General features: G+C 55.2%; 13 protein-coding genes. 5 read left to right on the forward strand and 8 right to left on the reverse strand.

Annotated features, from left to right (window positions below):
• Positions 1-5: 5 nt before the first annotated feature.
• The gene (locus CQ011_RS11110) at positions 6-716 is read right to left on the reverse strand and encodes an HNH endonuclease family protein (RefSeq protein WP_105677793.1); all 711 of its coding nucleotides are present in this window, start codon (positions 714-716) and stop codon (positions 6-8) included.
• Positions 717-990: 274 nt separating this feature from the next.
• On the opposite strand from CQ011_RS11110, the gene CQ011_RS11115 reads away from it, so the two are divergent.
• Positions 991-1,560 carry a hypothetical protein gene (locus CQ011_RS11115; protein ID WP_146112605.1) on the forward strand — a complete coding sequence of 190 codons (570 nt, stop codon included), beginning with the start codon at positions 991-993 and terminating at the stop codon, positions 1,558-1,560.
• Between the two features lie 35 nt (positions 1,561-1,595).
• On the opposite strand, the gene CQ011_RS11120 is transcribed toward CQ011_RS11115, so the two are convergent.
• Complete coding sequence (locus tag CQ011_RS11120) at positions 1,596-2,720, reverse strand: siderophore-interacting protein (RefSeq protein ID WP_105677795.1); 1,125 nt, start codon at positions 2,718-2,720, stop codon at positions 1,596-1,598.
• 259 nt (positions 2,721-2,979) lie between these two features.
• Here CQ011_RS11120 and CQ011_RS11125 point away from each other — a divergent pair, with 259 nt between their 5' ends.
• Entirely contained in the window at positions 2,980-3,753 is a 774-nt protein-coding gene (locus tag CQ011_RS11125) for a type 1 glutamine amidotransferase domain-containing protein (protein ID WP_105677796.1), read from the forward strand.
• 501 nt (positions 3,754-4,254) lie between these two features.
• Positions 4,255-4,650, forward strand: coding sequence for a GerMN domain-containing protein (locus CQ011_RS18065; RefSeq protein WP_286161171.1), 396 nt, complete (start codon positions 4,255-4,257; stop codon positions 4,648-4,650).
• A 69-nt stretch (positions 4,651-4,719) separates the two neighbouring features.
• Here the strand turns inward: CQ011_RS18065 and purL are convergent, their stop codons facing one another.
• The 3 genes from purL to purS are packed head-to-tail and all read right to left on the reverse strand — an operon-like array spanning position 4,720 to position 8,035.
• A complete protein-coding gene (purL, locus tag CQ011_RS11135; RefSeq protein ID WP_105677798.1) occupies positions 4,720-7,035 on the reverse strand; it encodes a phosphoribosylformylglycinamidine synthase subunit PurL in 2,316 nt (771 codons plus the stop codon).
• Positions 7,032-7,784 carry a phosphoribosylformylglycinamidine synthase subunit PurQ gene (gene purQ, locus CQ011_RS11140; RefSeq protein WP_105677799.1) on the reverse strand — a complete coding sequence of 251 codons (753 nt, stop codon included), beginning with the start codon at positions 7,782-7,784 and terminating at the stop codon, positions 7,032-7,034. The genes purL and purQ overlap by 4 nt, the downstream gene beginning before the upstream one ends.
• Entirely contained in the window at positions 7,784-8,035 is a 252-nt protein-coding gene (gene purS, locus CQ011_RS11145) for a phosphoribosylformylglycinamidine synthase subunit PurS (RefSeq protein WP_105677800.1), read from the reverse strand. Before purS ends, purQ begins: the two co-directional genes overlap by 1 nt.
• 219 nt (positions 8,036-8,254) lie before the next feature.
• Between purS and CQ011_RS11150 the strand changes: the two genes are divergently transcribed.
• Positions 8,255-8,665, forward strand: coding sequence for a YchJ family protein (locus CQ011_RS11150; protein ID WP_105677801.1), 411 nt, complete (start codon positions 8,255-8,257; stop codon positions 8,663-8,665).
• A gap of 11 nt (positions 8,666-8,676) precedes the next feature.
• Here the strand turns inward: CQ011_RS11150 and CQ011_RS11155 are convergent, their stop codons facing one another.
• The gene (locus CQ011_RS11155; protein WP_181148085.1) at positions 8,677-9,351 is read right to left on the reverse strand and encodes an ankyrin repeat domain-containing protein; all 675 of its coding nucleotides are present in this window, start codon (positions 9,349-9,351) and stop codon (positions 8,677-8,679) included.
• A gap of 472 nt (positions 9,352-9,823) precedes the next feature.
• On the opposite strand from CQ011_RS11155, the gene CQ011_RS11160 reads away from it, so the two are divergent.
• Entirely contained in the window at positions 9,824-10,954 is a 1,131-nt protein-coding gene (locus tag CQ011_RS11160) for a methyltransferase domain-containing protein (protein ID WP_105677803.1), read from the forward strand.
• Between the two features lie 8 nt (positions 10,955-10,962).
• On the opposite strand, the gene CQ011_RS11165 is transcribed toward CQ011_RS11160, so the two are convergent.
• Both CQ011_RS11165 and CQ011_RS11170 read right to left on the reverse strand, forming a co-directional pair.
• Entirely contained in the window at positions 10,963-12,546 is a 1,584-nt protein-coding gene (locus tag CQ011_RS11165) for a cation:proton antiporter (RefSeq protein ID WP_105677804.1), read from the reverse strand.
• 61 nt (positions 12,547-12,607) lie between these two features.
• Entirely contained in the window at positions 12,608-13,063 is a 456-nt protein-coding gene (locus tag CQ011_RS11170; RefSeq protein ID WP_105677805.1) for a hypothetical protein, read from the reverse strand.
• Positions 13,064-13,077: the final 14 nt, after the last annotated feature.

Consider the following 13,077-nt stretch of genomic DNA (forward strand, 5'->3'; position numbering starts at 1 on the left):
GTGGATTAGAGGCAGGATTTTAGGATCGTATTAATCGCCGTATGCTCTGCGGTAGTCATCCAAGCATCGTACTTTGCTTTGACCTGCGTCTGCCGCGAAACGTAGGCACAACGGAACTGTTTGTTCGGCGGTAGCCACGTTGCCGCGTCCTTGTCACCCTTGGAAGCATTGGCAGAACCATCCGAAGCCATTAGGTTCAGCGGGTCATTCGCGAATTCGAGTCGAATCTGCGGATCCCATTTTTGAGCACCCTTCTGCCAGGCATCCGATAGTGCGACTACGTGATCAATTTGAACCTTCGAGCTGGTTGTCTGACCGCGCTGAAAATTGATGGTTTCACCAGTATAAGGGTCGTGGAAAACACCGCTGAGAACTACGCAGTTCACTCGGGCTTGTTTGAATACTACGTTTTCCAGATCGCGGGCCAAGGTGTCATTACGTGCATCGCAACCGTTTCGGTCTGGATCCTTCCATCCCTTGCCGAACTGGTCACGTGTGTAGCCTGTTTTTGGGGCGCGACCTTTAACTCTAATGGTCTCTAATTGCGTGAGCGACTTCGAGAATTCTTCTGGACTGCCCAGCATGGGAGATGCAGCTGGCGTAGTACTTTCGGCTTCAAAGTCAGAAAATTCGATGGATGCCAGCGAAGCGCAACCGCCCAATCCGAGGGTGCTGGCAAGTAATGCAATAGATAAAGTACGACGCAACAAGCGCATGCTCGGGTGGTTCTCCTGCTCAAATTAAATTCGTGGAGATACGCTCCACTCTCTGCACTATATTTTGAGCAACCGACGAAAAGACGCATTCGAATGGGTGTGGCATTGTGAGATGACTCCACTAGTGCGTGGGTAAATTTAATTTTGCACTTAGCTTGGAGTTGTTATGTGAACCAGAGATTCTGACTCCTATTGTTTAACTTCATCCGATGAAATAATCTTTTCTAGAGCGAGGTCATAGAAGGCCATTAGAGGAGCGATACCGTTGAGAAAAATGCTATCTGTATTGGCTGCGTCGATGATGGCCTTGACCGCTTGTACCGGCACTCCGGCTTCCGTGTTGGAGAAGCAGGCAGGCTTAGGAGAGCTCCAGATACGACACGAGCAACAACTCAGCGCTTGGGAAGCCGAACAGATCGCAATCGAATCAGGCACCTATGAAGAACCGGCTGTTTTTCTAGAAGAGGTGTTTAACGCTGTCAGAGCGGTGGATCTGCTGGGCGATGAAGTGTTGGACAACGATGGGGTGACGACGGCCATCACGAACGCTGGATACTTTAGTTTCAATGCTGAAGGTGGGGCCATGGGTGATGCCCTCGAATTTTGGGGAGAACATACTCCAGGGACCTATTGGGTGTTGTTCGCTTGCTCGGGCGAAGGACAAGTCGAAATCTCGACTTTCGCTGACGACAAACGACTCATGACAACATCGCTGGTTTGCGAACAACCGCTATCCAAGGTCAAGAAGAGCTTTGAACTCAAAACATCGGCAGAGTCGCTACGTGTAAATATCGACCCAGAAGAAAGCGTCCGAGGCCGGTATGAAATCCATCTTTACGGATAATCAGCGGTGTTCATGGGTGCTCCGAGAACATGGAACTACTGTCGTTGGGTTCTTGGCCGCTTAATTCGCAAGGTCCAGTAGGAGGAGACATGAACTTCCCGTTTATTTAGCTCCCAGCTACTGGCCATATATGAAATTGCCTTTGCCATGGAGCGCTCGGCATGCACCATCACGCTAGTACTGGTGCTAGGGGGCGCGAGTCTGGAGAAGGCTTCAGAGAGCACGTCGCTGGTTCCGGGACGGAACCCATTGCGATGTACCCAGCGCAGCTCAATTCCTGACGGATGATCAATATCAAATTCACTCTCGGGGCCATCAACTTCAAGAAGTGCAACACCCTTGGCATCTTTTCGGAGCATCCCCATGGCTACGGAGACGGCTGGTATTCCGGCCTCGTCTGCGGCGAACACATAGTTATCAACATTGTTGCTTGGACTAAATTTTCCGCGCGATGCAGAGATGACCAACGGATCTCCTGGCTTAGCAGACGAGGCCCATGCGCTGCCAGGACCACCATCGCCGTGCAATACAAAATCGATGGCTAACTCCTCAGCCTCTTGATCGATCCACCGGATCGTATAGGAACGGGTGCAAGGAACCTTTTCGCGCGGCAGCGAGCGACGCAAGGCTTTGAGGTCGTACGGTGCTTTGAGGCCAAGTTCTGGATCAGCAAAGAAAACCTTGACGTACTGATCCGCTTTGCCATTCGGTCGGTATCCGGCAAGTTGTTTGGCGCTGGCAATAACTCGAATCATTTCTGGGCTTAGCCTTTCAACCCGTTTGACAGTGAGTACATGCTGGCCGAATCCGTGGTTAGTAGAAGATGTTGTATTGCGTTCGGATTGAAGAGACGTGTGGTCGACATCGATACCTTGGCGCATCGGTTCCTTTGAGCCCAAGGACTTTCCCAAAACGCGTCGTGCCGCGGCTATCGCAGCTGCGGCTCCGGCTTGTTGTGCGGCAAGGAGTAGCTCATCGGTTTGCACTGCGTTGAGCTCGGTACCGCTACCGCGAGCATTTTTCAGTGCTCGCTTGGCAACTTTGGCCCCGACTTTCGCACCAGATTTTTCCGCGTGGTTCAGCACCTGCAGGGTGAAGTGTTCTGGCGCCTCGACGACTAGCTGAGGTCCGTACTTACTATGCTTATGGTGCTTAGACATAACCGGTATCCCCGCTGCTCTTAATTGCCGACAATGCTCTTTCCTTGAGTGTCCGTCACGGCACGGAAACTGACAAGCCCCCGGCTTTTGAAGTCGCCGGTTTGGCGAGCCGACAGCGTCAACTATTGAACTTTGACCACCTGAGGGAAGACAGAACAACCAAGATGTTTTCGCTGAGTCCCGGCTGAAAGCTCACTGAGATTGCTAGCCAGAATGAGATCACGTGCCTAGGCTGGAAAATGGGCGAAAGGAGCATCCCATGAAAAAAATTCTCATGGTTCTAACTAGCGTTTCCGAAATTGAAGAGACCGGAGAGAAGACGGGGTACAACGTAGCTGAAGCTGCGCACCCATGGAAGGTCTTCAAGGATTCCGGGCATTTTGTTGATTTTGCTTCCATTAAGGGAGGCCAACCGCCACAAGATACCGTGGATGAGGATGATCCAATCCAGGTGGCCTTCACTCAAGATGAGACCACACGGGCAGGTCTATACAACACCGCACGGGTTGAAGTTGTTGATCCGGAGCAGTATGACGGCGTATATCTTGTCGGTGGCCACGGCACCATGTGGGACTTCCCAGATAGCGACGGCCTACAAAAACTCGTGGGTAGCATCTACGACTCAGGCGGATTAGTCGGAGCCGTTTGTCATGGTCCGGCCGGGCTAGTCAATGTCGAACTGAAGAACGGTTTGCGACTTGTCGAAGGTCGAACCGTCGCGGCATTCACCAACGATGAAGAAGTAGCAGTAGGCAAGGAGAAGGTCGTTCCATTCCTGCTGCAGGACAAGCTCGTCGAGCAGGGCGCGACCCATGAGGCTGCCGACAACTTTGAAGAAAAGGTTGTTGTCGACGAACGTCTGGTCACAGGCCAGAATCCTGCATCAGCAGGAGGTGTCGCCAAGGAAATGGAGAAGCTCTTCGCGGAGGCGATCCATCAGGAGAAGGCAGCCGAGCAGAACGATGCCGAGGATCTGCGAGCGGCGCATGACTCCAAGAAATCGGCATCGCATAAGGAGCGCGAGGGACACTAACGTTCCGTTCCGTGAGAACTAGCTTCGCGCTTCTCACTTCCGAAAAACCTAGAATTTGGGTCGGGGTGGCAGATGATATTTATCTGCCACCCCGACCCATTTTGCATTAATCAGCAGTCGTTGGAATCCATGGATACACGCGTGCGCGCAGTTGGCGTGTTTTGCCAGACCTAGTGCAGTGGTGGCCGCAAAGGGGCCAAACTGCAATCCAGCCGTGCTGGTATGACGCTAACGCCTGTCGTTACAGTTGAAGGACTGTTCGTTCAGGCTCCTGAGGAGGAAATCATGCGACCTCAACGGATTTCTCAACTACCCATAGCGTTGGGGCTCGGAATACTTTTCCTTGTTGTCGGGTGTAGCGCGAACGATGGTGAAGGTGCGACCGAAAGTTCTGCGCCGCCGGCCACTAGTCAGAGCTCAAGTCCAGTACAAGAATCGCCATCTCCCGCCAGTTCCGCCACCGCCAGTGCGAGCAGCTCAACGTCGGCGACCAGCGCCAGTTTGACACTGTTTTACGTAGCGGTAGGCGACGCGGGTAAAGCAGGACCCGAAATTGGCTGCGGTGACTCGCTAGTTGCTACCGAAACCGGGCCAAAAGAATTCACTAACCAGGTCGAGGCATCGATAACGGCACTGCTTGCGAACGATGCCCAGGAGCTAGGAAGTTCTGGGTTACGCAATGCGCTGGCAGCCTCGGACCTCGAATACGTGTCGTCCATGGTGGACGGTGATGTGGTGACGGTCCGGCTAAACGGTGCAGTCAGTTCGAGTGGCACTTGCGATGATCCGCGTATTGTCGAACAGCTCAAGTACACGGCAATGACTGCAGCGGGTACCGGGCAAGCCGAGATCTTGGTGGAGGGCGAGAAAATTGAAGAGACGCTCAGTTCCAAATGACCGGGATGCAAAAAACGGTGGTCTTCCTCAAATTGAGGAAGACCACCGTTTCAGAGCAGTAACTAAGGCTTAGCCGAAGTACTTGATCATGGTGCCTTCGTGCGCTTCGCGTAGGTCCTCGACAGACACGGTGAATTCACCTTGTACTTCAAGAGACTTTGACTGCGCATCGACGATGCCCAAACGTGCCACGGTAACGCCGCGTGCGCTGGTCATGTCGTTGAAGCGAACTTCTTCGCTACGTGGAACTGCAACCACAGCACGCGACTGCGACTCGGAGAACAAGGTAGTGAAGGAATCGAGTCCATCACGCTTCTTGATGTCATCCAAAGCTACGCGTGCGCCAACACCGTAGCGCAGAACCATTTCTGACAGGGCAGCTGCAAGGCCACCTTCAGATAGGTCGTGTGCTGCGTCGATCATGCCGTCGCGGCTGGCGTTGATCAGGATCTCACCGAGTTCCTTCTCAACGTCTAGGTCAACCTTCGGAGGCAGGCCGCCGAGGTGTCCACGCAGGTTGGCGAACTCCGAACCGTCTAGCTCGTCGAAGGTCTTACCAATAAGGTAGATTGCCTGTCCGTCTGCATCCTCGCGCCAGCCCGAAGGAGTGCGACGTGCGACATCATCAAGCTTGCCCAGGGTCGCAACCACCGGAGTTGGGTGGATTGCGGTGGTGCCAGTCTGGTTGTACAAGGACACGTTACCGCCGGTGACCGGAACGCCGAGCACCTGGCAGGCGTCAGATAGTCCGCGGATACCTTCTGCCAGCTGCCACATCACATCCGGATCCTCGGGGGATCCATAGTTCAGGCAGTCGGAAACGGCAATCGGGATCGCGCCGGAGGTAGCGACGTTACGGTAGGACTCGGCCAAAGCCAGCTGGGCCCCTAGGTAAGGGTCCAGGTAGGTGTAGCGGCCGTTAGCATCGGTAGCGATGGCTACGCCTAGGCCGGTTTCCTCATCGATACGGACAACGCCAGCATCATCCGGGGAAGACAAGGCGGTGTTACCGCCAACGTAGCGGTCATACTGGCGGGTGATCCACGATTTGTCGCACATGTTCGGGCTGGCGATGAGTTCGAGTACCGCAGCCTTGATCTCATCTCCGGTAGCTGGCAAGTTCTTGCCGGCGTCCGAAGCCTTGAAAGTGTCGGCCTGCAGTGCGTCCTGCCACTGTGGGCGTGCGTAGGGGCGGTCATATTCCGGACCGTCTACTGCCACGGTGCTTGGGTCAACGTCTACGATGACCTCACCGTTCCAGGTGATGGTCAGTCGGTTATCGTCGGTGACCTCGCCAAGCCAGGAGTATTCCACGGCGTACTTATCCATCACGGCTTCAAAAGCCTTGACGTTATCCGGGGTGACCACGGCCATCATGCGTTCCTGAGACTCTGACATCAGGATCTCGCCTGGGGTCAGGGTTGGGTCGCGCAGTAGGACGCTGGTCAGTTCGACGTTCATGCCACCGTCGCCGTTGGCTGCCAATTCACTGGTGGCGCAGGAGATACCCGCGGCGCCCAGATCCTGGATACCTTCAACAAGTGAAGCCTTGAACAGTTCCAGACAGCACTCGATGAGTACCTTCTCGGCGAACGGGTCGCCAACCTGTACCGCTGGGCGCTTGGATGGCTTGGTGTCATCAAATGATTCCGAAGCCAGCACCGAGGCGCCGCCGATGCCGTCGCCACCGGTGCGTGCGCCGAAGAGTACGACCTTGTTGCCCACGCCCGAGGCGTTAGCCAGGCGGAGATCTTCGTGGCGCAGTGCGCCCACGGCTAGTGCGTTCACCAGTGGGTTGCCCTGGTAAATCGGGTCGAAGACGGTTTCGCCGCCAATGTTTGGCAGACCCAGTGAGTTGCCGTAGCTACCGATACCGGAGACCACACCGTGTACCACACGCTGGGAATCCGGGTGGTCGATTGCGCCGAAACGCAAGGGATCCATCACTGCAATTGGGCGTGCGCCCATGGAGATGATGTCGCGCACGATACCGCCGATGCCGGTAGCAGCACCCTGGTGCGGCTCAACAAACGAAGGGGAGTTGTGCGATTCGATCTTGAAGGTGACGGCCCAGCCGTCGCCCAAGTTGGTGACACCGGCGTTTTCGCCCATGCCGACCATCAGGTCCTTCTTCATCTCCGGGGTGACCTTCTGGCCAAACTGGCGCAGGTGGTTCTTGGTGGACTTGTACGAGCAATGCTCGGACCACATCACCGAGTACATGGCCAGCTCAGCCGCGGTTGGACGACGTCCCAAGATCTTCACGATCTCGGCAAACTCATTGTCCTTCAGGCCTAGCTCGGCCCATGGAAGTTCCACCTTTGGGGTGGCTGCGGCGTTCTCGACGGTGTCGATATTAAATTCTTTGGTGGCTTCTAGGCTCATTTTTTGCCTCCAACAAGGTGGGTCAAAACACTGGTGAAGAACGTCAGCCCGTCGGTACCACGGTGATCTGGACCGAAACCGGCTTCGATGGCGTGCTCTGGGTGCGGCATCAGGCCGACCACGTTGCCCGCCTCGTTGGTGATGCCGGCGATCGAACGGCGCGAGCCGTTAGGATTCCAGCCCACGTAGCTAAAGGCCACGCGGTTTTCGGCTTCGAGCATGTCCAGGGTCTTCTCGTCAGCCACGTACTGACCGTCCTGGTTCTTCAGCACGATGGTGATCTCCTGGCCGGCTTCGTAGCCGTTGGTCCAGGCGGTCTGATTGTTCTCAACGCGCAACAGCTGGTCACGGCAGAGGAACTTCAGGTGATCATTTTTAATCATCGAACCGGGCAGCAAATGCGACTCGGTGAGGATCTGGAAACCATTGCAGATACCCAAGACCGGAAGCTTCGCCTCCGAATTTGCGGCATCAACAATCTTGTCCATCATGGGTGCGAAGCGGGAGATCGCTCCGGCGCGCAGGTAATCGCCATAGGAGAATCCGCCGGGGATCACCACGGCGTCAACATCCTGCAAATCGGTGTCGGCGTGCCACAAGGACACCGCTTCGGCACCGGCAGCGCGAACCGCACGAGCGGCGTCACGGTCATCGAGGGTGCCCGGGAAGGTCACCACACCGATGCGTGCACCAGAAAGTTGCGTAGTTGGCGTTGAGTAATCGCCAATTAAAGGAAGTTCGGTGCTCATTAGTCTGCGACGACCTCGACGTTGACAACGTCTTCGATGACCGGGTTAGAAAGCAGAGTTTCTGCAGCTTCGCGCGCCTGGGCGAGAATTTCGTCGGTCACCTCGCCATCGACAAAGAGTTCGAAACGCTTGCCCTGACGGACAGCTTCGAAGGAGGTGAAGCCTAAGCGGGGAAGTGCTCCCGCGATGGCCTTGCCCTGAGGGTCAAGGATTTCTGGCTTGAGCATGACATCTACAACGATGCGGGGCATCCGGCATATCTCCTGTTGGCGAGGTTAAGTTAAATGCCACACGGAGATGCCGTCTCACACCAGGGGGATTTGGCGCTCCGCGAGCTTGCTTGATTAGTCTACCGGGTAAGCGAGAGGTAAAACGCATAGGTGTGTATAAGCACAGTGCTAGCTCGTTATAAGTCATGTGATCTTCGGCTCGTAAGCTGGGGGACCGTACCTCCCAAGTAAACTAAAAACGTGCAAAACTCCAAGGAAACCCGCTGTCCCTGTCGTGAGCTCGATGCGCAGAAGCGCAGTTATTTAGACTGCTGCCAACCTTTTCATGACGGGCGTGCCAGCGCAGATCATCTGCCACAGACCGCTGAGGAATTAATGCGCTCGCGCTATAGCGCCTTTGTGCTGGGAAAAACGCAGTATTTACTTGATACCTGGCACGAGACCACACGGCCTAAGAACCTTGAGCTAGATGCTGACATGCGCTGGTTAGGTTTGGAAATTCATCAAACTCGAGCCGGAGGCCCTGACGCTACTAGAGGTGTCGTGGACTTTGAGGCGCACTACGCCCAGGGGCGTGGACAAGATAGCCAACGCGAAGTGAGCTCATTCGTGCGCGAAAATGGTGCCTGGTTTTACGTCGATGCACTGTAGCGCGCTGGAAGCTACTTGCTTGAAGTGCGAAGAGTTGACAGCATCTGGGTGAGATTACGTTTCTCTGCCAAATCAAATGCGTTGGACCCCGAGGGGTCACTTAGATGCGGGTTGGCTCCGGCTGCTAAGAGCAGACGGACGATTGACAGTGAATTATTGGAGCCTTGTCCCAAGGAGATAGCCACATGCAACGCGCTCCAGCCAAGGTCATTGACCTTGTCCAACGGAACGTCGTGCTGCAACAAGATTCGTACCGACTCGACCTGACCTTCTTCACTAGCTAAGAAGAGGGCGGTACTGCCGAGGCGGTCCACGTTGTTCACATCCGCACCGTGGGCCAGCGCCGAACGAAGAACTTCTTCTAAACCAAAAGCGCTGGCCTTTAAGAAGGGCGAATCTTGGGAAGAATTTTTTGCATCAGGTTGAGCCCCTGCGTTTATTAAGGTCTTAGCGAGCTTCTGATCGCGGTTGAGTACCGCGCGCATCAGTGGAGTATTGCCCCGTGAATCCTGTGCTTCCAGCTCAGCTCCGGCTTTTAAAGCTTTGCGTGCGGCCTTCGGATCCCGGTCGGCAACCGCCGCATAAAGAGCAGTGGTGGAAGCCGAAAGTACTGGAGCGCTTCCGGGAAGTTGCTTGAAGCTGGCCGAACCAGAACCGGAGGCCGCGGCGCTCGATAGCGGGGTCACATCTCCCTGCGTAGCGGAGGTTGTCGGTGATGACGTTGGCTTCGCTTGGGTGTTGGTGACAGTTTTAGTTGCCGCGCTGGCTGGAGCACTTGGCGCGCTCGGCTTTTTAAGTTGAGGGGCAGAGGGCGCTGCAGCTGGGCTTTGAACCGGCAGGCTTGTTGGAGCGTTGGAAGAGGCGGTCGACGGGACGGGCGCAGCTTGTGGAACCGGGGAGGAGCAACTTGTGCATGCTCCAATTACGGCTGCCAAGGGGAGCGCTAGTAATGCGTAGCCACGCATTTGAGTAGAATGCCCGTGTCGAAGTGCCATCTTTCCTTTCGAAAATCGGAAGTTTCTGGGTAGTCACCTTAGTTCATACCCAATATCAATCTGCTAGTGAGCATATCGGGGAAAGCTGAAGATTTGCGGTCAATAACCGTCGAAATTGCTTTGTGCCGAATGCTCAGAGAACTTCGGTAAAATCTAAGACACCATGGAATGCCTTTACTTCTCCGCCGACCGTTGTCACTCCTGCACGCAAATGACGGTGCCATACGCTGATCAGCTCCAAGCCAAAGTCGATCACTGCGCCACCTCGTTGGCGCAGTTCCCCGATCTGCAATTTTTGCCGCCACAGGCCAGCTCAGAATCGGGTTTCCGCAATAAAGCGAAAATGGTGATCTCCGGAACTACGGACAATCCCACCATCGGTATTCTCGACGCCGATGGCCACGGCGTTGACCTACGCAACTGTGGGGTGTGTGCTCCCGAGTTGCGTGCGCTGTTCCCAGTGATTGAACGCTACATCAAGGAACTGAAAATGATTCCTTACAGCGTGCCGAAACGTAAGGGTGAACTCAAACACGTCATTCTCACGTTGTCAGATACCGGTGCCGTGATGGTGCGTTGGGTACTTCGCACCAAAAAGCATTTTGTGGCGTTGCGTGATTCATTGCCGCAGTTTTTGGAGCTGCTGCCACGCTATAGCGTTGTTTCGGTGAACTTCTTGCCCGAGCACAAAGCTGTGTTGGAAGGTGAGGAAGAAATTATCCTCACTCGTCGCACTACCCTGGAATTTGGTCTCAACGGGGTGCCGATGCACCTACGCCCGCAGGGCTTCTTCCAAACAAATACCGAAATCGCCGCGGCGTTGTACCGTCAGGCGCGACAGTGGATTAACGACGCGAACCCTGCCAGCGTATGGGATCTATACTCCGGTGTCGGCGGGTTCGCACTGCACTGTGCCGAAGGGGATCGTCTGGTTCAAGGAATTGAAACCAGTACCGAGTCGGTTGCGGCGGCTAATCTTGCGGCCGAAGAATTGGGCCAAGAAAATACGACCTTTACAGCGATGGACGCTACTGAGTTCGCATTAACTGCAGAGCAAGCGCCGGACGCGGTGGTACTTAACCCTCCGCGCCGCGGTATCTCTGCGGAGCTTGCCCAATGGCTGAACGCGTCCAGCGTGCAACATCTGGTGTATTCCAGCTGCAACACTAATTCCCTAGCTCGCGACTTGGAGCGCCTTGACGGCTTTAGCGCCAAACAAGCACGCGTGATGGATATGTTCCCACAGACAAATCACTATGAGGTCATTGTGCGTCTGGAACGTATCGCGAGCTAAGCATCGGTTTAGCGATCCAAGGTTGCGGTGCGCCTGTCTAGGCGCAGCATGATCTCGTCAACCATGTGCGGGTCGACACCAGGTTCGCGCCTGGCCTGCAGCAGCTCATCGCGAGCTGCTGCCTGTGCGGTGGACTGGATCGCGTCTGCCTTGGTGATTACCGCGCGCAACTGTGTGTACTTCTCATCGGTGATCGCATCGTGGGTATCAGGATCTGACAGCAAGATGTTGTGTAGATCGTGCATGCGTCGGGTGACCACGTGTCGGTAGTTTTCCGGTAGTTCATGCAATTCCATATTCGTCTTCAACGTTTTCACCGCAACATCCTCGGCACGTCGGGCCAACGCCCGGCGTGCCTTCTTGGTGGCTTGATCATTGCCACGCAATTTGAGCACGCGCATCAGTACCGGAAGCGTTAAGCCGGGCACCACCAGGGTCGCCAGCAACACCGTGCATGCTGCGACGACTACGAAGTTTCGTCCCTCGATAGGTGTACCATCCGCGGTGACCTTCGGCAACGCCAAGGCCAATGCCAGCGTCGCCAAACCGCGCATGCCACACCAGGTGAGCACCAGGGAGTCCTTTGCCGCGGAGACTTTGTTCATTCCGCGCATGGTATTTGGTAAGTGGTAGGTCCCGAACATCCATAGCGCGCGCACCAAAATCACCACCACGCAGATCGCCGCGACGCCGGGGATGAAACGGATCAGGTTGCTGCCTTCTTCTTGGATGACCGAGTTCATTTCCAAACCCATCATGCCGAAGGCCAGACCGGTGGCTAACATTTCGAGTACTTCCCAGAACGCGCGTCGAGTCAGACGCTCCTGGGAGTCTTGTGGGCGGTCACGCCGTCCAAGTTCTAGGGCCAAAACCACGACGGCGACCACGCCCGAGGCATGGACTTCTTCAGCCAACATGTACACCGCGTAGGGCGCCACTAAGGTTGCAGCGCAACGTGCCGCAAGATTTGGCACGAAGCGGTTCAACGCACCGACGATCCAGGCCATGACGAAGCCTACGAGTATCGCAAGCGCCGCACCGATCAAGAAGCTTGGGACAAGATTAAATCCAACCTCGGTGCCGTTTAGCATTGCGGTGACCGCAAGCTGGAAGAGCACGATTGCCATCGCGTCGTTAAAGAGGCCCTCGGTTTCCAATAATGAGGTGAGCCGGCGCGGCATCTTCACCTTGGTTGCGATCGCATCAACGGAGACCGGGTCAGGCGGTGCCACGATCGCTCCGAGAGCGATAGCTAAAGGAATGGAAAGGAACGGTGCGAAGACAAGCGAGGTTGCCGCGACGGCGCCTGCCGTCACCACGATCAACACCACCGCCAGTCGGATCAATGCTTTCCAACGCAGCCGGAATACCGACCAAGAGCTTCGTTGTGCTGTGGCAAAGAGCAATGGGGGTAGGAAAATCGGGAGGATCAATTCCGGTTCGATATGCAGCTCAGGAATGAACGGCAAGAACCCTGCCAAGGTCGCCACGATCAACATCAAAATCGGATAGGGCAGCTTGATGCGTTCACCCAGTCCGACAATCAATATAGTGGCGAATAACAGTGCAATGATCAGCAGGAAGAACTCCATAGTCTTCCTATTCTAATCGCGGTATCTATAACTCAAGGTATTTACGAGGAAAAATAACTCGTTACCGTAGTCCTTCGCCTAGCAACGGAGCTAGTGAATCCCAGATGTTGATGGCGCAACCATTGTGTCGGTCAAAGTTTTCCTGGACAGGCTGATCGCCAATTTTCCCTTTAACTTTCGCGGTGACCGGTCCACCGTAGAATTCGGTGCAAGTTTGTTGTGCAGAGGGTTTGTTGGCGAGTAATTCGGGGTTCTTTGCCAGTAACTCACAGGCATCATTGGCGTTGGGAAGTGTGCTGGATTCGGTCGCTCGGTCCCCACGGCACTGAAGATGATATTCGTTGTCCACAGATTTACCATCAAAACTAATGCTGATCTTTAGATCCGCTGAGGTGCTGGCGGGAGCGGAAGCCGTTTGGGGATTTGACGTCGCACAACCGGCGAGCAACAGCCCGGCCAGAAGCGGTGTTATCCACGCTAAGGCAGAAGTGCTGAGCTGATCTTTGAGTCGTCCCATAGGCTCATTGTGCT

The organism is Arthrobacter sp. MYb213 (assembly GCF_002979915.1).
GTDB lineage: Bacteria > Actinomycetota > Actinomycetes > Actinomycetales > Micrococcaceae > Glutamicibacter.

Coding starts and splice junctions, on each gene's coding strand:
- CQ011_RS11110 (WP_105677793.1), bottom strand. CDS start 716: ATGCGCTTGTTGCGTCGTACTTTATCTATTGCATTACTTGCCAGCACC.
- CQ011_RS11115 (WP_146112605.1), top strand. CDS start 991: ATGCTATCTGTATTGGCTGCGTCGATGATGGCCTTGACCGCTTGTACC.
- CQ011_RS11120 (WP_105677795.1), bottom strand. CDS start 2,720: ATGTCTAAGCACCATAAGCATAGTAAGTACGGACCTCAGCTAGTCGTC.
- CQ011_RS11125 (WP_105677796.1), top strand. CDS start 2,980: ATGAAAAAAATTCTCATGGTTCTAACTAGCGTTTCCGAAATTGAAGAG.
- purL (WP_105677798.1), bottom strand. CDS start 7,035: ATGAGCCTAGAAGCCACCAAAGAATTTAATATCGACACCGTCGAGAAC.
- purQ (WP_105677799.1), bottom strand. CDS start 7,784: ATGAGCACCGAACTTCCTTTAATTGGCGATTACTCAACGCCAACTACG.
- purS (WP_105677800.1), bottom strand. CDS start 8,035: ATGCCCCGCATCGTTGTAGATGTCATGCTCAAGCCAGAAATCCTTGAC.
- CQ011_RS11160 (WP_105677803.1), top strand. CDS start 9,824: ATGGAATGCCTTTACTTCTCCGCCGACCGTTGTCACTCCTGCACGCAA.
- CQ011_RS11165 (WP_105677804.1), bottom strand. CDS start 12,546: ATGGAGTTCTTCCTGCTGATCATTGCACTGTTATTCGCCACTATATTG.
- CQ011_RS11170 (WP_105677805.1), bottom strand. CDS start 13,063: ATGGGACGACTCAAAGATCAGCTCAGCACTTCTGCCTTAGCGTGGATA.